Origin of the sequence: Shinella sp. M27, from assembly GCF_049199905.1 — a bacterium.
In the GTDB taxonomy this organism is placed as follows: domain Bacteria; phylum Pseudomonadota; class Alphaproteobacteria; order Rhizobiales; family Rhizobiaceae; genus Shinella.
In genome coordinates, this window is sequence record NZ_JBLZPK010000014.1 from 131,252 (window position 1) to 155,706 (window position 24,455).

At 62.5% G+C, this 24,455-nt stretch carries 21 protein-coding genes and 1 pseudogene; 14 read left to right on the top strand and 8 right to left on the bottom strand.

Annotation, left to right across the window (positions count from 1 at the left end; genetic code table 11):
• Positions 1-121 precede the first annotated feature (121 nt).
• From ACOZK4_RS05835 to xth, 7 genes and pseudogenes are all read left to right on the top strand, one after another.
• Positions 122-2,191: an ATP-dependent helicase gene (locus ACOZK4_RS05835; protein ID WP_421590978.1), complete on the top strand. Its 2,070-nt coding sequence runs from the start codon at positions 122-124 to the stop codon at positions 2,189-2,191.
• Between the two features lies 1 nt (position 2,192).
• Complete coding sequence (gene dinB / locus ACOZK4_RS05840; protein ID WP_421590979.1) at positions 2,193-3,281, top strand: DNA polymerase IV; 1,089 nt, start codon at positions 2,193-2,195, stop codon at positions 3,279-3,281.
• A gap of 90 nt (positions 3,282-3,371) precedes the next feature.
• On the top strand, positions 3,372-3,962 hold the full coding sequence (locus ACOZK4_RS05845) for an SOS response-associated peptidase family protein (RefSeq protein ID WP_421590981.1): 591 nt from the start codon (positions 3,372-3,374) through the stop codon (positions 3,960-3,962).
• A gap of 522 nt (positions 3,963-4,484) precedes the next feature.
• Positions 4,485-4,667 carry a hypothetical protein gene (locus ACOZK4_RS05850; RefSeq protein ID WP_421590983.1) on the top strand — a complete coding sequence of 61 codons (183 nt, stop codon included), beginning with the start codon at positions 4,485-4,487 and terminating at the stop codon, positions 4,665-4,667.
• Between the two features lie 144 nt (positions 4,668-4,811).
• The gene (locus ACOZK4_RS05855; protein WP_421590985.1) at positions 4,812-5,012 is read left to right on the top strand and encodes a DUF982 domain-containing protein; all 201 of its coding nucleotides are present in this window, start codon (positions 4,812-4,814) and stop codon (positions 5,010-5,012) included.
• Between the two features lie 143 nt (positions 5,013-5,155).
• Positions 5,156-5,413: a hypothetical protein gene (locus tag ACOZK4_RS05860; protein WP_421590986.1), complete on the top strand. Its 258-nt coding sequence runs from the start codon at positions 5,156-5,158 to the stop codon at positions 5,411-5,413.
• A 46-nt stretch (positions 5,414-5,459) separates the two neighbouring features.
• Positions 5,460-6,247, top strand: a pseudogene (gene xth, locus ACOZK4_RS05865) (exodeoxyribonuclease III).
• 217 nt (positions 6,248-6,464) lie between these two features.
• Here the strand turns inward: xth and ACOZK4_RS05870 are convergent.
• The 5 genes from ACOZK4_RS05870 to ACOZK4_RS05890 form a co-directional block, all read right to left on the bottom strand.
• The gene (locus ACOZK4_RS05870) at positions 6,465-6,986 is read right to left on the bottom strand and encodes a hypothetical protein (protein WP_421590988.1); all 522 of its coding nucleotides are present in this window, start codon (positions 6,984-6,986) and stop codon (positions 6,465-6,467) included.
• Entirely contained in the window at positions 6,983-7,417 is a 435-nt protein-coding gene (locus ACOZK4_RS05875; protein WP_421590990.1) for a tape measure protein, read from the bottom strand. The genes ACOZK4_RS05870 and ACOZK4_RS05875 overlap by 4 nt, the downstream gene beginning before the upstream one ends.
• A gap of 143 nt (positions 7,418-7,560) precedes the next feature.
• The gene (locus tag ACOZK4_RS05880; RefSeq protein WP_421590991.1) at positions 7,561-8,364 is read right to left on the bottom strand and encodes a helix-turn-helix domain-containing protein; all 804 of its coding nucleotides are present in this window, start codon (positions 8,362-8,364) and stop codon (positions 7,561-7,563) included.
• A gap of 396 nt (positions 8,365-8,760) precedes the next feature.
• Complete coding sequence (locus ACOZK4_RS05885; protein ID WP_421590992.1) at positions 8,761-12,183, bottom strand: beta strand repeat-containing protein; 3,423 nt, start codon at positions 12,181-12,183, stop codon at positions 8,761-8,763.
• Positions 12,184-12,624: 441 nt separating this feature from the next.
• On the bottom strand, positions 12,625-12,861 hold the full coding sequence (locus ACOZK4_RS05890) for a hypothetical protein (protein WP_313532329.1): 237 nt from the start codon (positions 12,859-12,861) through the stop codon (positions 12,625-12,627).
• Between the two features lie 286 nt (positions 12,862-13,147).
• On the opposite strand from ACOZK4_RS05890, the gene ACOZK4_RS05895 reads away from it, so the two are divergent.
• Positions 13,148-13,582 carry a pyridoxamine 5'-phosphate oxidase family protein gene (locus ACOZK4_RS05895; RefSeq protein ID WP_421590993.1) on the top strand — a complete coding sequence of 145 codons (435 nt, stop codon included), beginning with the start codon at positions 13,148-13,150 and terminating at the stop codon, positions 13,580-13,582.
• Here ACOZK4_RS05895 and ACOZK4_RS05900 read toward each other — a convergent pair whose 3' ends face one another.
• Positions 13,583-14,125 carry a Pycsar system effector family protein gene (locus tag ACOZK4_RS05900; RefSeq protein ID WP_421590995.1) on the bottom strand — a complete coding sequence of 181 codons (543 nt, stop codon included), beginning with the start codon at positions 14,123-14,125 and terminating at the stop codon, positions 13,583-13,585.
• 181 nt (positions 14,126-14,306) lie between these two features.
• Here ACOZK4_RS05900 and ACOZK4_RS05905 point away from each other — a divergent pair, with 181 nt between their 5' ends.
• Entirely contained in the window at positions 14,307-16,265 is a 1,959-nt protein-coding gene (locus ACOZK4_RS05905; protein WP_421590997.1) for a CHASE2 domain-containing protein, read from the top strand.
• A gap of 3 nt (positions 16,266-16,268) precedes the next feature.
• On the opposite strand, the gene hutC is transcribed toward ACOZK4_RS05905, so the two are convergent.
• Positions 16,269-17,003: a histidine utilization repressor gene (gene hutC / locus ACOZK4_RS05910; RefSeq protein ID WP_421591212.1), complete on the bottom strand. Its 735-nt coding sequence runs from the start codon at positions 17,001-17,003 to the stop codon at positions 16,269-16,271.
• Positions 17,004-17,094: 91 nt separating this feature from the next.
• A complete protein-coding gene (locus ACOZK4_RS05915) occupies positions 17,095-18,441 on the bottom strand; it encodes a formimidoylglutamate deiminase (protein WP_421590999.1) in 1,347 nt (448 codons plus the stop codon).
• A 115-nt stretch (positions 18,442-18,556) separates the two neighbouring features.
• On the opposite strand from ACOZK4_RS05915, the gene hutI reads away from it, so the two are divergent.
• The 5 genes from hutI to ACOZK4_RS05940 are packed head-to-tail and all read left to right on the top strand — an operon-like array spanning position 18,557 to position 24,429.
• A complete protein-coding gene (hutI, locus tag ACOZK4_RS05920; RefSeq protein ID WP_421591000.1) occupies positions 18,557-19,780 on the top strand; it encodes an imidazolonepropionase in 1,224 nt (407 codons plus the stop codon).
• A 40-nt stretch (positions 19,781-19,820) separates the two neighbouring features.
• Positions 19,821-21,356 carry a histidine ammonia-lyase gene (gene hutH / locus ACOZK4_RS05925; RefSeq protein WP_421591001.1) on the top strand — a complete coding sequence of 512 codons (1,536 nt, stop codon included), beginning with the start codon at positions 19,821-19,823 and terminating at the stop codon, positions 21,354-21,356.
• 1 nt (position 21,357) lies between these two features.
• Positions 21,358-22,158, top strand: a complete 801-nt coding sequence (gene hutG, locus ACOZK4_RS05930; RefSeq protein WP_421591002.1) for an N-formylglutamate deformylase — start codon at positions 21,358-21,360, stop codon at positions 22,156-22,158.
• 16 nt (positions 22,159-22,174) lie between these two features.
• Entirely contained in the window at positions 22,175-23,851 is a 1,677-nt protein-coding gene (hutU, locus tag ACOZK4_RS05935; RefSeq protein WP_421591003.1) for a urocanate hydratase, read from the top strand.
• On the top strand, positions 23,851-24,429 hold the full coding sequence (locus tag ACOZK4_RS05940) for a HutD family protein (RefSeq protein WP_421591004.1): 579 nt from the start codon (positions 23,851-23,853) through the stop codon (positions 24,427-24,429). The genes hutU and ACOZK4_RS05940 overlap by 1 nt, the downstream gene beginning before the upstream one ends.
• Positions 24,430-24,455 lie beyond the last annotated feature (26 nt).

Below are 24,455 nucleotides of genomic sequence, written 5' to 3' on the forward strand. Positions count from 1 at the left end.
CGGGCCTCCGCCCCGGATGACCCGCCGCCGCTAAGCCGTTGAAACGAATCCCTTAGCTGCATCAAGGGGATATCTGGCCGATGGAGGGTCAGGAAAATTTTCTTATGCGTGCTGGGGACAAGTGGCGGCGGCTCATCTCGAAAAACTCAACGATCGCCAGCGCGAGGCGGTCGAGCATGGCATAGGCCTAGCCGACGGTTCAATCGGTGGCCCGTTGCTCATCATCGCCGGCGCCGGAAGCGGCAAGACCAACACGCTGGCCCACCGCGTTGCGCATCTGATTGTCAACGGCGCCGATCCGCGGCGCATCCTGCTGATGACCTTTTCGCGCCGCGCCGCTTCCGAGATGGCGCGCCGTGTGCAGCGCATATGCCGACAGGTGCTCGGGGACAACGCCGCCGTCATGACGGACGCGCTCGCCTGGGCCGGAACGCTTCATGGGATCGGCGCGCGGTTGCTGAGGATGTATGCCGAGCAAATCGGGCTCAATGTCGATTTCACCATTCATGATCGCGAGGATTCCGCGGACCTGATGAACCTCGTCCGGCACGAGTTGGGCTTTTCCGCAAAACAGACCCGGTTTCCCACGAAGAGCACCTGCATCGCGATCTACTCGCGGGTTGTCAATTCGGAGGTCTCGGTCAGGGAGGTTCTGAAAATCTCCTATCCCTGGGTACTCGAATGGGAGGAGGAGTTGAAGCAGCTCTTCGCCGCCTACGTTGAGGCCAAGCAGGCACAGAACGTCCTGGATTACGACGATTTGCTGCTCTACTGGGCGCAGATGGTTTCCGAACCCGAACTGGCCGAGGATGTCGGCAACCGTTTCGACCACATTCTCGTCGACGAGTACCAGGACACCAATCGCCTGCAGGCGTCGATCCTTATGTCGCTGGCGCCCGGCGGCCGCGGCCTGACCGTCGTAGGCGACGATGCTCAGTCGATCTATTCCTTCCGCGCAGCGACTATCCGCAACATCCTTGATTTCCCACAGGAATTCTCGCCGAGGTGCGCAGACGTCATCACGCTCGACCGCAACTATCGTTCGACCCAGCCGATCCTGGCCGCCGCCAATGCCGTCATCGAACTTGCACGCGAGCGCTATACGAAAAACCTCTGGACGGACCGCGCTTCAGAACAGCGCCCTATGCTGGTGACGGTCAAGGACGAGATCGATCAAGCCGCCTATATCGTCGAGCAGGTGCTCGCCAACCGCGAGGTTGGCCTCACCTTGAAGCAGCAGGCTGTGCTGTTCCGCACCTCCAGCCACAGCAGCGCCCTGGAAATCGAGCTCACGCGTCGAAACATCCCGTTCGTCAAATTTGGTGGGCTCAAGTTTCTGGACGCAGCACATGTGAAGGATCTGCTGGCAGTCATGCGGTTTGCACAAAATCCGCGTGACCGGGTCGCCGGCTTCAGGGTGCTGAAGCTGTTGCCCGGCATCGGGCCGCAGACCGCCGGAAAAATCCTCGACACGATCGCGGCCGATCCCGAGCCACTGCAATCGCTGGCGGAAATCCCGCCACCGGCCAAGACGGGTGATGACTGGCCGGCCTTCGTGACGCTGGTCACCGCGCTGCGGAAGGCCGAGGCGGTTTGGCCGGCAGAGATCGGTACCGTGCGGATGTGGTATGAGCCCCACCTCGATCGCATCCATGAGGATGCCGACACCCGCAAGGATGATCTCATCCAACTCGAGCAGATCGCCAGCGGATACGCCAGCCGCGAGCGGTTTTTGACCGAGTTGACCCTCGACCCGCCCGACGCCACCAGCGACCAGGCCGGCGTGCCGCTGCTGGATGAGGACTATCTGATCCTCTCGACGATCCATAGCGCCAAAGGCCAGGAATGGCGTTCCGTCTATCTGCTCAACGTGATCGACGGCTGCATTCCGTCCGACCTTGGCACCGGCACGACCGCTGAAATCGAGGAGGAACGTCGGCTGCTCTACGTCGGCATGACGCGGGCGCGCGACAATCTGGCCCTGGTCACACCGCAGCGCTTCTTCACCCATGGCCAGTCTGCCACGGGCGACCGTCATGTCTACGCGTCGCGGACGCGCTTCATCCCCGCCACTTTGCTGCAGTATTTCGAGACGGCAACCTGGCCGAATATCTCGGCCGCCGCCAGCGAGCGCAGCGCAAATCAGATCCGCGTCGATGTTCGAGAGCGCATGCGTTCGATGTGGAAATAAGATGACCGACGAGGCCGCACCATCAACGAGAAAGATCATCCATGTCGATATGGATGCCTTCTACGCGTCGGTCGAGCAACGCGACAATCCCGAGCTTCGCGGAAAGCCTGTCGCCGTCGGCGGCTCGGCGGCGCGCGGCGTCGTTGCCGCGGCCAGCTATGAGGCGCGCGCCTTCGGCGTTCGATCAGCCCTGCCCTCAGTGACGGCGAAAAGACGCTGCCCGGAGCTGATTTTCGTGCCGCCGCGCTTCGAGACCTATCGCGCTGTCTCCGCGCAGATCCGGGAAATATTTGCCGAACACACGGACCTGATCGAACCGCTGTCCCTGGACGAGGCCTATCTGGATGTCACCGAGAACAAGCAGGGCATTTCAATCGCCACTGATATCGCGACGATCATCCGGGCGCGTATCAAGGAGGTCACAGGCCTCAACGCATCCGCCGGCATCTCCTATTGCAAGTTCCTCGCCAAAATGGCTTCGGATCTCAACAAACCCAATGGCCAAGCAGTGATTTCGCCGAGGAATGGCCCGGCCTTCGTCGAAGCGCTTGCGGTCAAGAAATTCCATGGCGTGGGCCCGGCGACGGCCGCCAAGATGGAGGGGCTCGGCATCTTAACCGGTGCGGATCTCAGGTCGAAACCGCTTGCGTGGCTGCAGGAGCATTTCGGAAAGTCGGGTGCCTGGTATTACAACATCTCCCGCGGCATCGATAACCGGGCCGTCCAACCGGATCGGCCGCGCAAGTCCGTTGGCGCCGAGGACACCTTCATTGTCGATATCGTCGATCTCGCCGCTGCCCGCGCCGAAATCACACCGCTTGCCGCCAAGGTCTGGCGCCATTGCGAGGCCAAAGGCCTCCATGGCCGGACGGTGACGCTGAAAGTCAAATATGCCGACTTCCAGATCATCACCCGCAGCAGGACGACATCAACACCCATCAGCAGGTTGGATGATCTCGAGGCCATCGCGCAATCGCTCCTCGAGCCACTGTTCCCAGCGCCCAAAGGCATACGCCTGCTCGGCGTCGCGCTATCGTCCTTCATCGATGACGAGGAAACCGAGACGGATCAGTTGGAGTTAGAGATCTAGCCGTACCGCTGTCGAAATCCCGACGAGACGCCTTACATTGCCAGGCAGCGCGCCGCGACGCGGTGACAATGCCGGTCATTCGGAGGAGCCATGTGCAACGATTATCGCCTGATGGTCGAACTGGCCTCGGTCATCGAGGAGTTTGAGCACCTGAAGATCAAGATCCGGTTTCCCGAGGGGCGGCCCAATATCGAGGCACGCGAGGACATCAAGATCACAGACGCCTCGCCGATTATCCGGACAGTCGAAGGCGAGCGCGACACCGGCGAACTGGTTCAAAGGCGATGGAGTTGGCCAAGTCCAACTAAAAAGCCGGTCTATAACTTCCGTTCAGAAGGGCGAGAGTTCACCACCAACCACTGCCTCATCATCGCCGATGGTTTCTACGAGTTCACCACACCCATCGACCCGAAAAAGAAGCGCAAGGACAAATGGCTGTTCCGCAAGATCGGCGAGCCTATCTTTGCCATCGCCGGTATATGGCGCGAGACCGAGGACGTAGGTGAGGCTTTCACGATGTTGACGATGGAACCGGGGCCGGACATCGCGCCCTATCATGACCGACAGATCGTCATACTTGAGCGCGACAGCTGGGCCGATTGGCTTGATCCGTCGGTGTCCGCCAAACTGCTGATCAATCCGCTGCCGGCCGGATCCCTCTCGGTGGTGCAGATCGGCTGATGCGCTTCTCCTTTCCTCACAGCCACGCGTTTTCTGGCGGCGAAGTCCGGATCGAAGATGCCGAAGCAACCGAGGGCAAATGCGTTGTGGAATTCGGTGACGGGGTGGCGATGATCGGAGACTGGCATCCGGACCATCACGCCATCGTCCTTGATGTCCCAACCTATCGTACAGCTAGGGGCACGGAGGTTGACGCGCGGCGATGGCGATTGGTCCACGACCACCAAGGTCGCTGGCGCTCGAAACGGTGCCCGTGAGCCGCACCGATCGCTGCTCACAGGAGCGTGGGCCTCATTGGCCTTGAGGCGCGGCTAGAGACGAAAGGCCCGAGCATCCGCCGGGCCTTTCGCTTTTGGCTGTCGCTGGCTGAAGCAAACACACACATTCCGACGACAGCCCACCCCCGGATAAGCCATCCTACATCCATTCCCCGTCGGCGCTTTAAACTTTGACGTATCTGCCGCCCAGCGGAAGGAACATTCCTGGGATTAGCACGGTTGGTCGACATGAAAGGAGTTCGACATGACCGACGATCCAAAAGACCCGAAAAAGCCGCAGGAAATTCCGCCCGGAGAGACGCCGGACTCGCTGCCGGATATTCCCGAACGCCCGATCGAAGAACCTGGACCGGATGTCGTTCCAGAGGAAGCCCCCGACATCACGCCCGTCCCAGGCGAGGAAGTCCCGACGAAGATGGGCAATTAGGGCGTCCGCGCAGAAAGCCGCCGCAATTTCCTCGAGCTGAAGGGAACCACTTTGCCTGAACGGCATTTATCGCCCCGGTCAGATTGGGAATAATGAAATGCTTTCTGTTATTTGGGACAATGCAATCGCCATCCTCTTTCTGGCATGCCCCGCGCGATCGAGATCAAAGACTCGCGGAACGCCATGTTCGTGCTGGCGGAAAGATGGCCGGTGACCTACGGACGCGCGTTCCAGCGGGCGCTCGCATTTTGCGCCAAGGCAATTGAAGGCAAATGCTCGCCATCCAGAGCGCGGTTGGCATTCCTCGCCGCAGCGCGGGAGGCCAACGTCCCGGTCGTTCGCTAAGGCTTGCACCCACGGCTGGTGTTAGCCTGTTCAGGAGACCGGAACGAAACCGCCGCTCTCGGCATTTCTCTGCCACACGATGTTGGCTCGTCGCCCCGCTGTCAAAGCGGGGCGTCTTTTTGGAGCCGTATAGGAGGTCCGCCATGAATGTCAGAATATCTCCCCCGCAACAGCCGATAACCGATCCACATGTCGCGCTGGAATGCGAGCAGGCGATTGATGGCGCAGTACGTGAGCTTGTCGATCATGCCATCGTCGCCGGTTGGCCGCCCGAGGTGGCATTTGAGGCGATCAAGCGCGCCACGGAACGTCAGGCAATGGCCTATCACGAAGATCCCGATCCCGCAGATGACACGATCGAAGCTCGCCCGCGGACAGGCTTCTCGCTGGCGCCCTTCTAATGGCCGTCGAAGGCGACCACGGGCGCTCCGAACGGCATGAGGATCGATGAAGATCGCGACCTACAACTTCAACGGGATCAACGGCCGCCTCGCCGTGCTTCTGCGATGGCTGAACGAAGACGCACCTGACGTCGTCTGCCTTCAGGAACTGAAATCGCCGAACGATCGGTTTCCACGCGCCGAACTGGAGCGCGCCGGCTATGGCGGGTCTGGCACGGCCAGAAAAGCTGGAACGGTGTGGCGATCCTCGCCAGGGGCCTCGTGCCTCTCCTCACGCGACGCGGTCTCCCGGGCGACCCTGACGACACGCACAGCCGCTATATCGAAGCCGCGGTCGATGGCCTTCTCGTCGGCTGCCTCTATCTGCCGAACGGCAATCCCGCTCCCGGGCCGAAGTTCGATTACAAGCTGCGCTGGTTCGCGCGGCTCCAGGAATATGCCAAGGAACTACTCGCTCTCGACATACCGGCAGCGCTGGTCGGCGATTTCAACGTCATGCCGACGGATCTCGACGTCTATGCCCCGGACCGTTGGCGCGACGATGCGCTGTTTCGGCCAGAGGTGAGAGAGGCCGATGCCAATCTCCTTGCCGAAGGTTGGACCGACGCTGTCCGCCATCTGCATCCGGATGAGAGCATCTACACCTTCTGGAAATATTGGCGCAATTCTTTCGAACGCGACGCCGGCCTGCGCATCGATCACGCCCTGCTCAGCCCGGTGCTTACCCCGTGGCTACGATCTGCGAGCGTGCGCCGGCGCCCACGAAGCTGGGAGCATACGAGCGACCATGCTCCGGTTATGATCGAGATCGATCCGCCGGCGGCCGAGGATTAGTCTAACGCAGCGCCAACATGAGCCGCTCACTAACAGTTCGTGGCCGTGCGTGCAGCTCTTCGAAGGAACTGTTGAGCACCAGTGGTTGATGCGCCCCTCAGCCAAGAGGCGCGTCTTGCATCTATGGAATTACATTTGGCACCTGGACAAGCGCGACGATAACCAAAATGCAAAACAACCGGCCTAAGCCGCTCTAAAAGGTTCAAACGAAAACCTTTTAGAGCGGCATGGCGATCTGCCCTGCCTTAAACGGATCAATGGGCTCGCCGACGCGATCCGGCCAATGTTTCAGCCAGGCGCTTTTGATTCCGCTTTCCGTTACCTCGGCATGGCCGAGACTGCCGTCGATTCGATAGCCCATATTCACCTGATCGCCGAGACCGAACCACAGGTTCAGCTTTTCGCGCCGCGCCTCGTCAAACGCCGGAATACCGTGCTTCACCGGATCGAAGCTTTCTGCCGAAGGCAACGCCGGCAGTCCGAAGCTCACAGAACCCGTTTCATGAACATAGAGCTTTCCCGGCTCCATATCTCGATACGCCTCTTTCCGGTTATGCCAGCCGATTGCCACCGGCCGGCGCTTCTCTTCCGAGTAACCGGCGATCAACAAATCGGTTTCGAAATAGTCCGCCTGCTTGTCGTAGAGCGCCATCATGTCCGAAAGATCGCCAACAAAGCCGTCAAACGTCTCGTGGTTCCATTCCTCATAAATCACCGTGAAGGAGTGCGAGGCGTTCACGCCAGCCGCATCAGGTCGGATTGGCGTGCACCAAGGTTTTCGGCGGCCATAGCGGCGCGACCATAGAGCTCAACCGTCGCCTCCAGAGGCGCGGCGTTGTCGAGGGAAAGTTGATAGAGCTGTGTCAGAACGTCAGCCTGCCGGCCTGCGGAGATGCCCGCCACCGCAAGCGAGTTCTGCGCCCTCGTCCATGCCTCGGCATAGGAAACGACCTCACGCACGGAGAGGGCTGCTGCAATGCCACTGAGAGGCGCGACAAGCGCACGGGCGGAACTGCTTCCGATCGCCGACAGCCGGCTATCCATCTGGCGATAGCGGTTCTCAATCTCGCGTGCCTGCACGTTTGTGATGGCCTTGGCGCGCTGAATCTCGCGTTGGTATTGCTTGATGTCGGCGGAGAGCTGCACGACAAGTTTTTCGATGTCTGCCATAAAGTATCCTCGTCTGAATCTGGTCTAAGTTTTCAAAGGCTTGAGCAGGTGGCTTTTTGCCTTCAATTTCCGCACGTTGCGAATGAATGACTGACGCCGGTATGCGGTTGAGAGGCGCCTTGACTTCTTACCCTCCCCCCTCCTCACCCGCCGCCCCGATCAAGGCCGGCAAAATGCAGCCGTTCCCGCAGCAAGCGCAGGCCATCGCCGTGCCGCCGCCTCTCAGCGCTGGTCGCCTCATCAGCGATTTCAGGTGTGATCAAGTCGATGGCGTAGGCATGGGCCTCGACGCCGAGTGCCATCAGGTCGCGGTCCCAACGCCGCATGGCCGCGCTCTCAGCTGCCTTCCGAGCTTCGCCCACAAGCGCAACCTCAGGTTCCGGCCTCGGCGCGGGCCAAGCTCGCCCGTTCAAAAGCCCCTTCAGCGCCATAACCCGCTGAGTGGAAGACTCACCGTCAGCTAGTGCGCCGTTACCACAAGCACCCGTCGGTTCTTTAGATTGGTTACTTAGATAGGTTTGTGTCGCAGAGCTGCGACGTTTAACGTCGCAGCTCTGCGACCTTGAACGTCGCGCGCTTGCGACTTTCACAACAGCATCGGCGGCAGCGCCAGCGCCCATCTTCATGCGGGCATTCCACTCTTCCACTATGGCGCGAAAGCGGGCCCAATTCGGCAGGTACGCGGCACGATGAGACTTGCCGCCATGGCTTGTCTTTTCGATAAAGCCTAGATCGTGCAGCTTCTCAGTGGCGCGGATGACAGTCGCACGGTCTATGCCGAGCAACGTTTCTAGCCGTTCAATGCTAGGATCGCATTGCCCAGTGCCCCGATTGAAATGGTCGATGACAGCGCCAGCAACACGCCGGCTTGCATCTGCTAAACCAGGCGCAATGCTGAGCGCCTTGTAGGCGAACAGAACATCGTTCTTCTGACAGGAATTCGACATATCGCCGCCCTCGCTTTAGAGGGCCGATGACACTGGAAACAGTGAGACACATGCATAAACGAGGCATTGTTTTTCCTCGATAATTTGAAGTGTCTCAATTCTGCTGTAAGTACTGAGAATATGGGAAACCGATGGGCCGTCATCGCCCACCATTCTTTTCCCCTTCCTCCGCAGACTAAGCATCGCTGGTAAGTCGTTTGTCTCGATCGCGGCGCGGCTTTGGGAACTTAGGCATTTTTCCTTTTTCATATGCAGGTCGACGATCGTATACGCTGGCGCGCGTGCGGCGCTTGTCCGCGTATTCAACGTAGCTACGTTCGCCTAATCCTAAAGCTCAAGGCGCCGATAGACTCGGCGCCTTGAGTTTGCGTTCATGCCCTAAGGCGCTGGGCGTACCTAGATGATGAAGAAGTCATTGTGGCTGATGCCGAGCCCCGGGGACAGGGTGGCGAATTGCACCGATCCTCCCGCGGCCTTGCCGTTCGAATCGTAAAACAGTTTCCCGGTATCGGTTTCATAGATGATGCGGTCATTGGAATCGGTGGCTGTGCCGCTGGCATTGGCGGTAAACTGCGCCGCACTCAGCACGCCGACACCGACGATCGCGTTGAAGATGGAATTTTCAAGCCGGATCGTGTCGTTGACGAAGTTGAAGTCGGTGATCTTGTCGATGTTGGTTGCACCGAGCGTCGTGTTGAACAGGAAGGTATCGTTCCCGTTCCCCCCAGTCAGCGTGTCACTACCAGCCCGGCCGTTCAGTGTATCATTGCCGTTCCCGCCAATGATGAGGTTGACGCCGTTGTTGCCGGTCAGCGTATCGTTGAAGGCCGAGCCGGTGAGGTTTTCGATCGAAACATAGGTGTCGCCCAGCGCTTCTCCGGTATTGCCGGCCGGGCTTGTCAGGCTGGCGACCACGCCGGCCGTCGCCGCCGCATAGGAAACACGGTCGGTGCCGGCACCGCCGTCGAGCTTATCCTTGCCCACGCCACCGAGCAGGGTGTCGTTTCCGTCGTTGCCAAACAGGCTATCGTTGCCGCCAAGGCCCGAGAGCGTATCGTTGCCCTTTCCACCGCTGATACTGTTGACGCCGTTGTTGCCGGTCAGCTTGTCGTTGAAGGCTGAGCCGGTCAGGTTCTCGATCGATATATAGGTGTCGCCCAGCGCTTCTCCGGTATTGCCGGCAGGGCTTGTCAGGCTTGCAACCACGCCGGCCGTCGCCGCCGCATAGGAAACACGGTCGGTGCCGGCACCGCCGTCGAGCTTGTCTTTGCCCACGCCGCCGAGCAGGGTGTCGTTGCCGTCGTTTCCGAAGAGGCTGTCGTTGCCACCAAGGCCCGAAAGCATATCGTTGCCCTTTCCGCCGCTGATGCTGTTGACGCTGTTATTGCCAGTCAGTTTGTCGTTGAAGGCGGAGCCGGTCAGATTCTCGATTGACGTATAGGTGTCGCCCAGCGCTTCTCCGGTATTGCCGGCCGCATTGGACAGGCTGGCGATAACGGCAGCCGTGGCTGCCGCATAGGAAACACGGTCGGTGCCTGCACCGCCGTCGAGCTTGTCTTTGCCCACGCCGCCGAGCAGGGTGTCGTTGCCGTCGTTGCCAAAGAGGCTATCGTTGCCGCCAAGGCCCGAGAGCGTATCGTTGCCCTTTCCGCCGCTGATGCTGTTAACGCCGTTGTTGCCGGTCAGCTTGTCGTTGAAGGCCGAGCCGGTCAGGTTCTCGATCGATATATAGGTGTCGCCCAGCGCTTCTCCGGTATTGCCGGCTGGGCTTGTCAGGCTGGCGATGACAGCAGCCGTGGCCGCCGCATAGGAGGCACGGTCAGTGCCGGTACCGCCGTCGAGCTTGTCCTTCCCCACCCCGCCGAACAGGGTGTCGTTGCCGTCGTCGCCGAAAAGGCTGTCGTCTCCGCCAAGACCCGACAGCGTGTCGTTACCATTGCCGCCGCTGATGCTGTTGACGCTGTTGTTGCCGGTCAGCTTATCGGCGAAGGCCGAGCCGGTGAGGTTTTCGATCGACGAATAGGTGTCGCCGGCAGCCTCGCCGGTATTGCTGGCCGCATTGGACAGGCTGGCGATGACGGCAGCGGCCGCATTGGCATAGCTGGCGCGGTCGGTGCCGCCTCCGCCGGACAGCAAATCGCCGCCTGCGCCGCCATCCAGCACATCGTCGCCGCCCAAGCCATTCAATTCGTCCCGCACCGATGTGCCGCGCATCGTTTCGCTGTCATCGTCGCCGAGAATGACCAGTTTGTCGTTTTCGGTGCCGCCCGGGTCGAAATCCTGCACCTGGAATTGCGACAGATCGACGGACGTCGCGTTGAGCATTTCGACGCGGAAGACGTCAGCCGTGCCGACCAGAGCGAAATCGACGACGAGATTGGCCGCAAGGCCGGCGCCGACCTGATCGGCGCGAACGACGACGAGCTTTGCTGGCGCCGCGGCCTGGAATTCGATTTCCTCTATCGATGCGACCGTCGTTTTGACGAGACTGATGTCACCGGTGGCTAGGATGCGGTCCGAATCGGCGCCGCCGTCGATCGTGTCATTGGTGAAGGCATCGAGGCCACCACCTTGGAACGTGTCGTTGCCGGCATTGCCGGACGCGATGTCCCGCAGGGAATCGATGGTGATCGTGTCGCTTGCGCCGTCGCTGACGCTGGTGCGGGTCAGTTGATTGACTTCGCCGGTGATCCGGCCACCACTGCCGTCGGTGTCCCCGGCATCCTGCCAAACGGTGACGAACTTCCCGTTTTGCAGCATGCCGAGGGCGGAAAGAATGTCACGGTCCGAGCCGTCGGCCGCGATTGCAAACTCGCTTGCCAGGTTGGCCGACAGTGCATTGCCGTTCTGGTCGAAGATGCGCGCAAAGATATCGTCGGTGGTGGCGTTGAAAGGTTTCGTCCAGCTGACGACGATGAAGCCGTTCGACAGGACGGCGATATCAGGATCGACTTCGTCAACTGTGCTTGTCGTGTTGACCTTGATGAAACCCGTCTGGGCAACGCCGTTGGCATTGAAAATCTCGAGCGTGATGCCGTTGCCCAGCGTGCCGCCTTCGCTCCAGCCGGAATCCGTATAGACCACGGCCCAGTTGCCGTTCGGCAGCGCGGTCAACGCGGACTGCGTGTTGTCACCAAAGCTGTCGATCAGGAAGTCGGCGGTGCGTACCGTGCCGTCGGCGTTGTAGATCACGGCCCTGAGCGGCTGGTTGGCAGGGTTGGTGTCGGTATAGGTAACAACGAAGCCGCCGTCAGCCAGCCCAACGACGGACGCGTCGTTCTGGATGCCGGTCGTTGCGACAGTGTTGACCGAGATGAAGCCTCCCAACTGCGAGCCGGCTGCATTGTAGCGGCCGACGAAAATATTGCCGCCGAATGTGAAGCTGATGGCAAAGCCGCCACCGTCAAGCGCGCTGGTGACCGGGTCTTCGAACGAGACAGACGGTCCGCTCAGCGTCAGTTCGCCGCCGACCGTATTGCCGTTCTGGTCGAAGATGCGGCCAAGCATGGCGCTTTCGGCAGGATTGTTGTCATCCCAGACGACCAGGACATTGCCATTGGCGAGTTTGGTCAGCGAGGGTTTTCCGGGAGGTTCGGTGTTGGCATCGTCGTAGGGGATGCGGAAGCCGCCGACCTGATTGGAATCGGCGTCATAGAAGTTCAAAAGAATGAAGTTGCCGCTCGCGGTGTTATAGGCGGCAACGAAACCACCATTGTCGAGGCCCAGCACATCCGGCAGAATCTGCGTGCCGGACGTGAAGGTATTGACCCCGAACTGGAAGGTCGTCGTGGTGGTATTGAAGGTGGTGGTAACGGTCATTTGCAGCACTCCTGAACTGATGCGATGGATCGGAATTCAGCGTGATTTCGGCAGAGCCGCAGGTGAGCGCTAATGCACTCAGCGTTGCGCAGCGGGCCATTCGGCAGGGCGAATGACCCGAGTACAAACCCGGCATTTGGGGCGCATGCGCAGTGGGAAACATGGAGAGAAAACGTCTCGTCCGATACGAGCGACGATGATGATGCCGCCTCGGGAACTTTCTCTCAGTTTCTTGGACGCCTTATTCTCCGAAGGTGCCCACAAATAACCAACGTGAGTGGTTCCAGGTTTATTCGGAAATAATTCGATTTTCTAAATTATAATATACAACCATCGCGGTGACATGAGATCCGGGTGATGTGCTGCGAGCCATTGAATCAGAGGCCGATCGATCGACATGCGCGGCGTAGCACGCCCACTCATTTTTGATGAAACAGCGCTTCATGCTGGACGGCGCGGGCCGAAATTGATCCTCACGACATTGCAGAATTCAGGCTGCGGCTTCGCTTGTTGAGCCGATGGATCGTCCTTGGCGTCCGAGCATGGCACCCGTTCGCTCGTGTCGTCCTTCATCTCCTGGAGTTTCCGGTACAGGTGCACCACGACCTTTTTATAAAAGGACACGACTTCACGGTGCTCATCGCGCGGAATGTAGAGTTCGTCGAACCGCTTGGTCATCGTCTTCACCTCCTGCTGAAGCAACAAATTCCCCGCGAATGCCGATGTTCCGGCCTGCCGAGCCTCATGGTTAACAGCGGGTAACAACCATGCATGACGAGCTTCACGGAACCTTCGCCACGCCGCGACATTCCCCTATCGAGCGCGGACCGTGTCAACCGGACGCGACAGGGATGGCGAACATGGTGGTTTTTCCGGTTTCTCATCATGGCCAACGAAACGGCAGTCGAGCGCCCCACCTGTCCGGCCCGTCTCACCCTGCCGCCCTTTGAAGAGGTCACGCCCCATGTCTTCGATGACGCTTCCCGAAATCGCTCGAAAGCTGAGAAAAATCGACTTCTGCATGATGTCGACGCATGGCGGATCGGCCGCCATCACCAACCGCCCGATGAGCAACAACGGCGATGTCGACTATGATGGCGACTCGTGGTTCTTCTCGTTTGAAGACACCAACAAGGTTGCCGAAATCCGCCGCGATCCGCATGTCTCGTTGGCTTTCACAGAGGCCCCTAGCCTGCTCGGCAAACCCGGTATCTTCATTTCCATCGAGGGCGAGGCACGCATCAGCAAGGACAAAGCCGAATTCGCGGACCATTGGGTTCCCGACCTGGAGCGCTGGTTCACGCAGGGCGTGGACACGCCGGGCCTCGTGCTCATCCAGGTGCGCGGCAAGCGCGTGCAGTACTGGGACGGCGAACACAACGGCACAATCCCGCTTTGATCACCGCGTCGCCAAAAGCGCCACATAGGCCAGCACCGTCAGCAGCAGGCCTCGGAACGCAAAGCCCACGAAGCGGTACTTTTCGCGGGCGATGCTGGCCATGGCATCGGCGTTCTGCATGTATTGTTCGAACAGGTAGTCGATGTCGCGAGCGAGTGCCGCCTTGCGAAAATCCTCGCGATGGTGCGGCCAGGCGCCCCAGAACAGCGAAGTGGAATTGTCGACGCGGCGCGGCAGGACGACGAGAATCGCTGATACGATGGAAAAGACGAGAGCCAGAGCGAGCAGGCCGGAGAAGATGTCCGAGGTCCAGTCGCCCTCGGCATAGCGCGACCATGTGAAGACCGCACGGCTTTCCGTTGACGTCACCAGCAGCGCCAGCATGAAGGTGAAGATATAGGCGGCCTTCTGGTCGGACAGCTTCACCTGGTCGTAGAAGACGTCGTTGACGCGGCGGATATGATCGAAATGTTCGAGCGCGATACCCTCGGTGCCGTCGAGCACCGGTTTAAGGATAGCCGCGCGTTCATCGTGTTTTACCATGTCTTGGTCCTTCGCCGTGTTCCAACGTGATAGCGAAGCGCCCCCGGAATGCAACGCCGGCCATGCCGGCCGGCTTGACTTTTTCAGGGGGATGACGAGTGCTGGCGGCCATGCACAATCGCCTGTTTCACTCCGGCTCATACTCCACCGCCCTCCTGCGCTGCCCGGCTGGGAGCGCCGGATGAGCATCCCCTTCCGTCATCCCGGCCTCTGGTCGCGGCGCTCGAAGCGGTTGGCGTTGCTCACCTTTGCGGTCGTGGCCCTTGTTTCCGCGCTGGCGCAGCTGCCCGGCTGGTCGCTCGCCGATCTGCGTGCTTTCGACTATCTCTCGACGATCGACACGCCGAGCCCGCCCAAGGACAGCCCGATCATCGTTGCGATCGACGAACCGTCGCTGGCCGAGATCAATGCGCAGTGGCCCTGGCCGCGCGAGCTGCATGCGCGCCTCATCGAAAGCCTGCGCAAGGCAGGCGCAACCGCCATCGGACTCGACATCATCTTCGCCGAGCCCTCCAACCCCGCCTCCGACGCAGCGCTGGCAGGGGCCATCGGCCCGGATGTCGTTCTGGCGGGGGATGAAAGCACGATCGTCACGCCGCAGGCCGACCAGCTGCTGCGCACCACGCCGCTGCCAGCCTTCACCGAAGCGGGGGCCGTGACCGGCATCGCCTCCATCGCGCTCGGCGGCGACGGGGTTTTCCGGGACCTGCCGCGCTATGAAGACGGCTTTGCGATGTCGCTTGCCCGCGTCGCCGGCCGCAAGAGCGTGTCGCCCGAGGGCCGGCTGCTGCAATCCTTCGGCCCCTCGCGCAGCTATCCGACAGTCTCCTACTACCAGGCGCTCGATCCGGAGAGCATGCTGCCGAAGGATACGTTCAAGGGCCGGGTGGTGATCGTCGGGCTCAGCCTGCAGAATGCGCCGGTCATCAATTCGGGCGGTGCGGACGCCTTCGCCACCTCCTATACCGTACATACCGGCCGGCTTGTGCCGGGCGCGGAAATCCAGGCGACCATCTTCGACAATCTAACGGCAGGCGCAGCCATCCGGCAGGACGGCACACCTTTCGCAATCGCGGCGATCACCCTTGCCGCTTTGCTGTCGGCGCTCTTCGTGCGCCGCGCGACGCGCTGGGAGACGGCGGCGCTCAGCCTCTTTGCCACGCTGCTCATCGGCTTCCTCAGCTTCGCGCTCATCCGCGAGGCAAACCTCTTCATTTCGCCCGTCGGCCCTACACTCGCGCTGCTTTTCGTCGCCGTTGGACAGACCGCGTTCGACTACGCTGAAGAGCGTCGGCAGCGGCGCGAGATCGTGCGTGCTTTCTCGCAATATCTTTCGCCAGCCCTCGTCGAGCGGCTGGCGCGCGATCCCTCGCAGCTGAAACTCGGCGGCGAGCGGCGCACGCTGTCGATCCTGTTTTGCGACGTGCGCGGTTTCACCACCATCGCCGAGGCGCTGAAGGACGATCCGGAGCAGCTGACGACGCTGATCAACCGGCTGCTCACCCCCCTTTCCGATATCGTGCTGAAGCATGGCGGCACGATCGACAAATATATCGGCGATTGCCTGATGGCCTTTTGGAATGCGCCGCTCGACGATGACGAGCATGCCCGCCATGCGGTCGCGGCGGCGCTCGACATGCTGGAGGCCATGACAGCGCTCAATGCCGAACTTCGCGCGGAAGCGGCGGCCGCGGGGACACCCTATCACATGCTGCGCATCGGCATCGGCATCAATACGGGCGACTGCGTGGTCGGCAATATGGGCTCCTCGCAACGCTTCGACTATTCCGTGCTGGGCGACGCCGTGAACCTCGCCTCCCGCCTTGAGGGCGCGTCAAAGACCTATGGCGTGCCGCTGCTGATCGGCGAACGTACGGCAGAGCTCACTGACGAGCACTTTGCCGTGCTCGAACTCGACCGCATCACAGTGAAAGGCCGGACTGCCGCCGCACCCGTCTTCACCGCCGTGCGCAGCCTGCCGGACGTGGCGAAAGCCACCCATGCCCGTTTCATCGAGGATAAATATGCCGGCCGCCTGACGGCCGACGACGCGGCCTTCGATGCGCTTTCGGAGGCAAGCCCGGTGCTGGCGCCCTACTATGAAACGATTCGCGCCGCGCAATTTGCCGGCGGCGCGTGAGGCTCAGACGGCCTGCTTGGGATGGCTCGGGGCGAATTCGGCGACGAGTTCGTGTTTCTCGCCGGGATAGGTCAGCCGCACATGCGTGATGTAGACGCCGCCGCTCCAGGTGCGGCGCTCGACGACGAGGCAGGGCGTGCCGGGTGCGATCGCCAGAAGCTCGGCGGTGCGGGCATCGGCGCCGACCGCGCGGATACGGTGTTCGGCGGCACTCCACGGCACCTGGCTGATCAGCCAGGCCCCCGGCGCGGTGTCCTCGAAACTCTCGTTTGCGGCGTCAGGTACCGCCGCGAGGTTGATAAGGCGCTCCTCCAGGCAGAAGGGTTGAGCACCGGCATAATGCAAAGCGGAAATCTCGACGAGGCGGGCCTGTTCGGCGAGTTCCATCAGGCGACGGTCGGCCGCCTTGGCGGCACGGCTCAGCCGCACGCGCCGCTCGTAACGGTAGGGCAAACCAAGCGATTCGACTTCGAGTCGGATATCGTGGATTTCCAGCACGGCGGACTGGGCATGCGGATGCGTGACATAGCTGCCAGACTTGCGGCGGCGCTCGATCAAGCCGCGCTTGACGAGCTCGGTGATCGCCTTGTTCACCGTCATGCGCGAGCATTGATACTGCTCGGTCAGCTCGTGCTCGAAGGGGATGCGATGGCCCGGCGGCCACTCGCCCGACAGGATCTTGCCCTCCACATCCTCCAGGATGCGGCGGTGCAGCGAGGGCTCCTTGGCCTCGACCACGCTTTTGTCCTCGTCGGTGGAAATGGTCGCCTCCGGCTTGCCGGGCGCGGAATCGCCCGGTGGCAAAGTCATAACGTCTTTCAAGGCGGGCTCAAGCCTCGGCCAGCGCCCGCATGGTCGCGGTGAAGCGCCGGCCAATCGCCGCGCGCGCCACGTGGCGGCCGCCCTCCACCTGCTTGCGGCCATGAACCCAGACGCAATCGACCTCGGCGCCATTGGCGAAGATCCAGCCGTCGAGCAGCGCATCGCTCTCGAGATCGAGGCCGTGGCGGGCCTTCACGCTGACAAAATCGGCGACGTTACCTGCCGCGATGCCCGTTTCGGCACCAAGGGCGGCGGCACCACCGATCAGTGCGCCGTCGAAGAGCGCGCGGCCCGTCGAGCCGCCCGGTGCGGCCAGCACGTTGCGGGCGCGGTGGAAGAGGCGCTGCGAATATTCGAGTTGGCGCAGTTCATCCGGCAGGCCGATCAGCACATTCGAATCCGAGCCGACACCATAACGGCCGCCGGCCGCGAAGAAATCCGGCGCCGGGAAGGTGCCGTCGCCAAGATTGGCCTCGGTTATCGGGCAAAGGCCGGCAATGGCACCGGCTTCAGCCATGCCGCGCGTCTCGGCTTCCGTCATATGCGTGGCGTGGATGAAGCACCAGCGGCCGTCGACCGTCTGGTTGTCCAACAGCCATTCGACCGGGCGATGGCCGGACCAGGCGATGCTGTCCTCCACTTCCTTCACCTGTTCAGAAATGTGGATATGAACAGGCGTGTCGCCGGCCATGGCGACGACGTCGGTCAGCTCCTCCGGCGTGACGGCGCGCAGGCTGTGCGGCGCGACGCCCGTGATGCCTTCCGGCAGCGCATTCGTCAGGGACCGGCAGCGCTCCAGCAGGCGGCCGTAGGATTGGCGGTCGTTGATGAAGCGGCGCTGCCCCTCGCCCGGCGCCGTACCGCCGAAGCCGGCATGGGCGTAGAAGACCGGCAGCAGTGTCAGCGCAATACCCGTCGCCGAGGCGGCCGATGCGATGCGCGCGGCCATCTCGGCGATATCGCCATAGTGCCCGCCATCCTTGTCATGATGCAGATAGTGGAACTCGCCGACGCGGGTGAAACCGGCTTCGAGCATTTCCACATAGAGCTGGCCGGCGACGGCCTCGACATCGTCGGGCGTCATGGACAGCGCGAAACGGTACATGACATTGCGCCAGCTCCAGAACGAATCGCTGCCGGGGCCGCGCATTTCCGCAAGGCCCGCCATGCCGCGCTGGAAGGCGTGGCTGTGCAGGTTCGGCATGCCCGCGACGATCGTGTCGTGGCGCTCGTCGCCAGCTGCTGCGGCCTTGCCCGTTTCCAATGCCGCGATGCGGCCGCCGTCGAGGCTGATCCGCACGTCCTTCGCCCAGCCGCCCGTGAGCAGCGCCTGTTTTGCGTGAATAACGACCATGGCCCGTCTCCCTCTCCCGATTGCATACAATCGACGCCGCCGTTCAAAAATGGCTCTTGCGTCCCTTTCGATTATGTATATACATTATCCCCATCACAGGGAAGAGGCAATCACCATGACGGCAACGGAAAAGGACACGGCCCGCGTCTGGCGCAATGCACGGCTCGCGACGCTCAAGGAAAGCCTGCCGGGTCTCGGCATCGTCGAGAACGGCGCCATTGCGGTGGTTGACGGCCGCATCGCCTATGCCGGCCCCGAGGCCGATCTTCCCGCCGAATTTTCCGCTGCCGAAAGCGTGGATTGCGAAGGCCGCTGGATCACCCCCGGCCTCGTCGATTGCCACACCCACCTCGTCCATGCCGGCGACCGCGCCCATGAATTTGAACTGCGCCTTGCCGGCGCCTCCTATGAGGAGATCGCGCGGGCCGGCGGCGGTATCGTCTCCTCCGTCAAGGCCTTGCGGGAAGCGAGCGAGGACGATCTCGTGCGCCAGACGCTGCCGCGCCTCGATGCGCTGATGTCAGAGGGCGTGACGACGGTCGAGCTGAAATCCGGCTACGGCCTCGACACGGAAAACGAATTGAAATCGCTGCGCGCCGCCCGTCGCGTCGCCGATGAGCGCGACATCACCGTGCGCACCACCTTCCTCGGGGCGCATGCGCTGCCGCCGGAAATGAAGGGCGACAAGACCGCCTATATCGACAAGGTCGTGGGCGAGATGCTGCCCGCCGTCGCAGCCGAGGGCCTTGCCGACGCCGTCGACGGGTTCTGCGAGGGCATTGCCTTCTCGACCGATGAAATGAAGCGGGTCTTCGATGCCGCCAAGGCGCATGGCCTGCCGGTGAAACTGCATGCCGACCAGCTTTCCAACCTGCATGGCGCAGCGCTTGCCGCCGAGTATGGCGCGCTTTCGGCCGACCACCTTGAATATACCGACGATGCGGGTGCGGCCGCCATGGCCAAGGCCGGCACCGTCGCCGTCATCCTGCCCGGCGCCTTCTACTTCATCCGCGAAACCAGGAAGCCGCCGATCGATCTTTTCCGCAAGCACGGCGTGAAAATGGCCGTCGCCACCGACAGCAATCCCGGCACCTCGCCGCTGACCTCCCTCCTCCTCACCATGAACATGGCCGCAACCCTCTTCGGCATGACCGTCGAGGAATGCATCGCCGGCACGACGCGCGAAGCCGCGCGCGCGCTCGGCCTGGTCGATGAGGTGGGGACGCTGGAGGCTGGAAAGTGGGCCGATTTCGTCCTCTGGGACATCGGCCGGCCGGCGGAACTGGTCTATCGCATGGGCTTCAATCCCATGTTTGCCCGGATCCGCAGCGGACATTGATCAATCTTTGCGCAGCCGAGCGCTGCATCGGGGAATAAACATGACGATCACGCTTCACCCGGGCTCCGTGCCCCTGAAAACCCTTGAAACCATCTACTGGACCGGCGAAGCCACCAGGCTCGACGCATCCTTCGACGCCGGCATCGAAAAGGCCGCCGCCCGCATCGCGGAAATCGCCGCCGGCGACGCGCCGGTCTACGGCATCAACACCGGCTTCGGCAAACTCGCCTCCATCAAGATCGCGCCCGCCGATGTCGCCACGCTCCAGCGCAACCTGATCCTGTCGCATTGCTGCGGCGTCGGCAAACCGCTGTCGGAAAACATCGTGCGCCTCATCATGGCGCTGAAGCTGATCTCGCTCGGCCGCGGCGCTTCCGGCGTGCGTATCGAGATCGTCCGTCTTCTCGAGGCCATGCAGGCCAAGGGCGTCATCCCGGTCATCCCGGAACAGGGCTCCGTCGGCGCTTCCGGTGACCTCGCACCGCTCGCCCATATGGCCGCGGCAATGCTCGGCGAAGGTGAAGCCTTCTATGCCGGCGAACGCCTGCGCGGCGGCGAAGCCCTCGCCAAGGCGGGCCTGAAGCCCGTCGTTCTCGCCGCCAAGGAAGGCCTTGCCCTCATCAACGGCACGCAGGTTTCCACCGCGCTGGCGCTCGCCGGTCTGTTCCGTGCGCACCGCGCCGCCCAGGCCGCCCTCGTCACCGGCGCCCTCTCCACCGACGCCGCGATGGGCTCCTCCGCACCCTTCCATCCCGATATCCACACGCTGCGCGGCCACCAGGGCCAGATCGACGCCGCCGCCGCGCTTCGCGCGCTGCTTTCCGGCTCCGTCATTCGTGACAGCCACATCACCGGCGACGAGCGCGTGCAGGATCCCTATTGCATCCGCTGCCAGCCGCAGGTCGACGGCGCCTGCCTCGATCTCCTGCGCTCGGCTGCCCGCACGCTCGAAATCGAAGCCAATGCCGTCACCGATAACCCGCTCGTCCTCTCAGACAACAGCGTCGTCTCGGGCGGCAATTTCCACGCCGAACCCGTCGCCTTCGCCGCCGACCAGATCGCCATCGCCGTCTGCGAAGTCGGTGCGATCGCGCAGCGCCGCATCGCGCTGCTCGTCGATCCGGCGCTGTCCTTCGGCCTGCCGGCCTTCCTCGCCAAGAAGCCGGGCCTCAATTCCGGCCTGATGATCGCGGAAGTCACCTCGGCGGCGCTGATGAGCGAAAACAAGCAGATGGCGCATCCGGCCTCTGTCGACTCGACACCGACCTCCGCCAACCAGGAAGACCATGTCTCCATGGCCTGCCACGGCGCCCGTCGCCTGCTGCGCATGACGGAAAACCTTTCCGCAATCGTCGGCATCGAAGCGCTTGCCGCAGCCCAGGGCATCGAGTTCCGCGCCCCGCTCGTCACCAGCCCGGAACTGCAGAAGGTCATCGCGGCACTGCGCACCGTCGTCGCCACGCTGGAAGAGGACCGCTACATGGCGCCGGACCTCGCGAGCGCCGGCACCTTCGTCACCTCGGGTGCGCTGGCCGCTTCGGTCTCCAAGGGCATCCTGCCGGTGCTGGGGGCATAAGGTGGCGGTCTTCGAAACCCATCAGGGCACCTCGCCCGTCATTCTCGCCTTCCCGCATACCGGCACGGATGTCCCGGCCGATATCTGGGCGCGCCTTGATGACAACGGCCGCATCCTTGCCGATACGGACTGGCATATCGAACGCCTCTATGACGGCCTGCTTCCCAACGTGACGACCGTGCGCGCCACGTTCCACCGCTATGTCATCGACGCCAACCGGGATCCCGAAGGCGTCAGCCTGTATCCCGGCCAGAACACGACGGGCCTCGTTCCGGAAACGGATTTCGACGGCACGCCGATCTGGAAGGATGGCGAGGCACCGACCGAAGCCGACATCGCCTATCGGCTCGCCGATTTCCACGCGCCCTACCACGCGGCCCTCGCCGCCGAAATCGAGCGCGTGAAGGCGATCCACGGCGTGGCGATCCTCTACGATTGCCACTCGATCCGCTCGCTGATCCCCTTCCTGTTCGAAGGCCGGCTGCCGGATTTCAACGTCGGCACCGATATGGGCCGCACGTGCGACAAGGCGATCGAAACGGCGACCTACGAGGTCTGCGCTTCGGCCGAAGGTTACACCAGCATCCTCAACGGCCGCTTCAAGGGCGGCTGGACGACACGCCACTATGGCAAGCCGGAGACCGGCGTGCACGCGATCCAGATGGAGCTTGCACAGGTCAGCCACCTTGCCACGGAGGTTCCGCCCTTCGATCTCGACGAGACGAAGGCCGCAAAGCTCCGCATTCCTCTCAAAGACATCCTGCAACGCATCGAGGCGCTTGCCTCCACCCTGACACGCTGAACCGGGAGAACAGCCAATGACCGCCAATCCTCGCCACAACATCCGCGACGTGCGCGCCGCCACCGGCACCGAACTGACCGCCAAGAGCTGGATGACCGAAGCGCCGCTGCGCATGCTCATGAACAACCTCGATCCGAACGTTGCGGAAAACCCGCATGAACTGGTCGTCTATGGCGGCATCGGCCGCGCTGCCCGCACCTGGGCGGATTTCGACAAGATCGTCGCCTCGCTGCGCGATCTCGAAGAAAACGAGACGCTGGTCGTGCAGTCCGGCAAGCCCGTCGGCATTTTTCGCACGCACAAGGATGCCCCGCGCGTCCTGATCGCCAACTCCAACCTCGTGCCGCACTGGGCGACCTGGGATCATTTCAACGAGCTGGATAAGAAGGGCCTTGCCATGTACGGCCAGATGACGGCCGGCTCGTGGATCTATATCGGCAGCCAAGGCATCGTTCAGGGTACCTACGAGACCTTCGTGGAGGCCGGCCGCCAGCATTATAATGGCGACCTCAAGGGCAAGTGGGTGCTGACCGGCGGCCTCGGCGGCATGGGCGGCGCCCAGCCGCTCGCCGCTGTCATGGCCGGCGCCTCGTGCCTTGCCGTCGAGTGCAACCCGGACTCGATCGAGTTCCGCCTGCGCACCCGCTACATCGACGAAAAGGCCGAGACGCTCGACGAGGCGCTGGCGATGATCGACCGCTGGACGAAGGCCGGTGAAGCCAAGTCCGTCGGCCTGCTTGGCAACGCCGCCGAAATCCTGCCGGAAATGGTCCGTCGCGGCATTCGCCCCGACATGGTCACCGACCAGACGTCTGCCCACGACCCGATCAACGGCTATCTGCCGAAGGGCTGGACGATGGCTCAGTGGAAGGAAAAGCGCGAAAGCGACCCGAAGGCCGTCGAAAAGGCCGCCCGCGCCTCCATGCGCGAGCATGTCGAGGCGATGATCGCCTTCCAGGACATGGGCATCCCGACCTTCGACTACGGCAACAACATCCGCCAGGTCGCCAAGGAAGAAGGCCTGGAAAACGCCTTCGCCTTCCCCGGCTTCGTGCCGGCCTATATCCGCCCGCTGTTCTGCCGCGGCATCGGTCCGTTCCGCTGGGCTGCGCTTTCGGGCGATCCGGAAGATATCCGCAAGACCGACGCCAAGGTCAAGGAACTGCTGCCTGACAACAAGCACCTGCACAACTGGCTCGACATGGCCGCCGAACGCATCGCCTTCCAGGGCCTGCCGGCACGCATCTGCTGGGTCGGCCTCGGTGATCGTCATCGCCTCGGCCTCGCCTTCAACGAGATGGTCAGGAACGGCGAGCTCAAGGCCCCGATCGTCATCGGCCGCGACCATCTCGACTCCGGCTCCGTCGCCTCGCCGAACCGCGAGACGGAATCGATGAAGGACGGTTCGGACGCCGTGTCGGACTGGCCGCTGCTCAACGCGCTCCTCAACACCGCCTCTGGCGCGACCTGGGTGTCGCTCCACCACGGCGGCGGCGTCGGCATGGGCTTCTCGCAGCATTCGGGCGTCGTCATCTGCGCCGATGGCACGGATGCGGCCGCCGAACGCCTCAGCCGCGTGCTGTGGAACGACCCGGCAACGGGCGTCATGCGACACGCCGATGCGGGCTACGACATCGCGCTCGATTGCGCGAAGGAAAAGGGCCTGCGCCTGCCGGGTATCCTGGGCAACTGATGGCGAAGCTCCTTCGCAACGCCGACCATCGCCGCATGCCGTGGAAGAACGGCGGCGGCGAGACGGTCGAGGTGATCGTGCATCCGGAAGGCGCAAGCCTTTCGGATTTCGGCTGGCGCGTCAGCATGGCGACGGTGGCGAGCGACGGGCCGTTCTCGGTCTTTCCCGGCATCGACCGCACGCTGGCGGTGCTTTCCGGCGAGGGCATGGATCTCTCCATCGAGGGTCTGGGCGACCGGCTGCTGACGCCGGCCTCCGCCCCACTGCCCTTCCCGGCCGACGCGCCCACCACGGCGCGCCTGATTGGTGGCCCGATCACCGATCTCAACGTGATGACGCGGCGCGGTGTCTTCGGCCACACGCTCACACATCATGTCGTCACGGGCTCAACGGCGCTTCCGGCATCGTCAGGCGAACGCCTGCTGCTGGCGCTGGAACCACTCGGCGTATCCACCACGGAAGGCCTCATCGGCCTCCAGCCGCTCGATGCCTTGGTGCTCGGCGGCTCGGAGAAAGCCGACGTGCTGGCCGCAGGAGAACGCAGCGCCTTCTATCTGGTAGAAATCACTCCCGCCTGAGCGATCGGCGCAAGCGATTTCCTTGT

What these genes read in the sequence shown, in the direction of transcription:
- ACOZK4_RS05915 (WP_421590999.1), bottom strand. Translation starts at nt 18,441, where the DNA reads ATGGTCGTTATTCACGCAAAACAGGCGCTGCTCACGGGCGGCTGGGCG.
- hutI (WP_421591000.1), top strand. Translation starts at nt 18,557, where the DNA reads ATGACGGCAACGGAAAAGGACACGGCCCGCGTCTGGCGCAATGCACGG.
- ACOZK4_RS05905 (WP_421590997.1), top strand. Translation starts at nt 14,307, where the DNA reads ATGAGCATCCCCTTCCGTCATCCCGGCCTCTGGTCGCGGCGCTCGAAG.
- ACOZK4_RS05880 (WP_421590991.1), bottom strand. Translation starts at nt 8,364, where the DNA reads ATGTCGAATTCCTGTCAGAAGAACGATGTTCTGTTCGCCTACAAGGCG.
- ACOZK4_RS05845 (WP_421590981.1), top strand. Translation starts at nt 3,372, where the DNA reads ATGTGCAACGATTATCGCCTGATGGTCGAACTGGCCTCGGTCATCGAG.
- ACOZK4_RS05875 (WP_421590990.1), bottom strand. Translation starts at nt 7,417, where the DNA reads ATGGCAGACATCGAAAAACTTGTCGTGCAGCTCTCCGCCGACATCAAG.
- ACOZK4_RS05895 (WP_421590993.1), top strand. Translation starts at nt 13,148, where the DNA reads ATGTCTTCGATGACGCTTCCCGAAATCGCTCGAAAGCTGAGAAAAATC.
- ACOZK4_RS05890 (WP_313532329.1), bottom strand. Translation starts at nt 12,861, where the DNA reads ATGACCAAGCGGTTCGACGAACTCTACATTCCGCGCGATGAGCACCGT.
- hutH (WP_421591001.1), top strand. Translation starts at nt 19,821, where the DNA reads ATGACGATCACGCTTCACCCGGGCTCCGTGCCCCTGAAAACCCTTGAA.
- ACOZK4_RS05850 (WP_421590983.1), top strand. Translation starts at nt 4,485, where the DNA reads ATGACCGACGATCCAAAAGACCCGAAAAAGCCGCAGGAAATTCCGCCC.
- ACOZK4_RS05940 (WP_421591004.1), top strand. Translation starts at nt 23,851, where the DNA reads ATGGCGAAGCTCCTTCGCAACGCCGACCATCGCCGCATGCCGTGGAAG.
- ACOZK4_RS05900 (WP_421590995.1), bottom strand. Translation starts at nt 14,125, where the DNA reads ATGGTAAAACACGATGAACGCGCGGCTATCCTTAAACCGGTGCTCGAC.
- dinB (WP_421590979.1), top strand. Translation starts at nt 2,193, where the DNA reads ATGACCGACGAGGCCGCACCATCAACGAGAAAGATCATCCATGTCGAT.
- hutU (WP_421591003.1), top strand. Translation starts at nt 22,175, where the DNA reads ATGACCGCCAATCCTCGCCACAACATCCGCGACGTGCGCGCCGCCACC.
- ACOZK4_RS05885 (WP_421590992.1), bottom strand. Translation starts at nt 12,183, where the DNA reads ATGACCGTTACCACCACCTTCAATACCACCACGACGACCTTCCAGTTC.
- ACOZK4_RS05860 (WP_421590986.1), top strand. Translation starts at nt 5,156, where the DNA reads ATGAATGTCAGAATATCTCCCCCGCAACAGCCGATAACCGATCCACAT.
- ACOZK4_RS05855 (WP_421590985.1), top strand. Translation starts at nt 4,812, where the DNA reads ATGCCCCGCGCGATCGAGATCAAAGACTCGCGGAACGCCATGTTCGTG.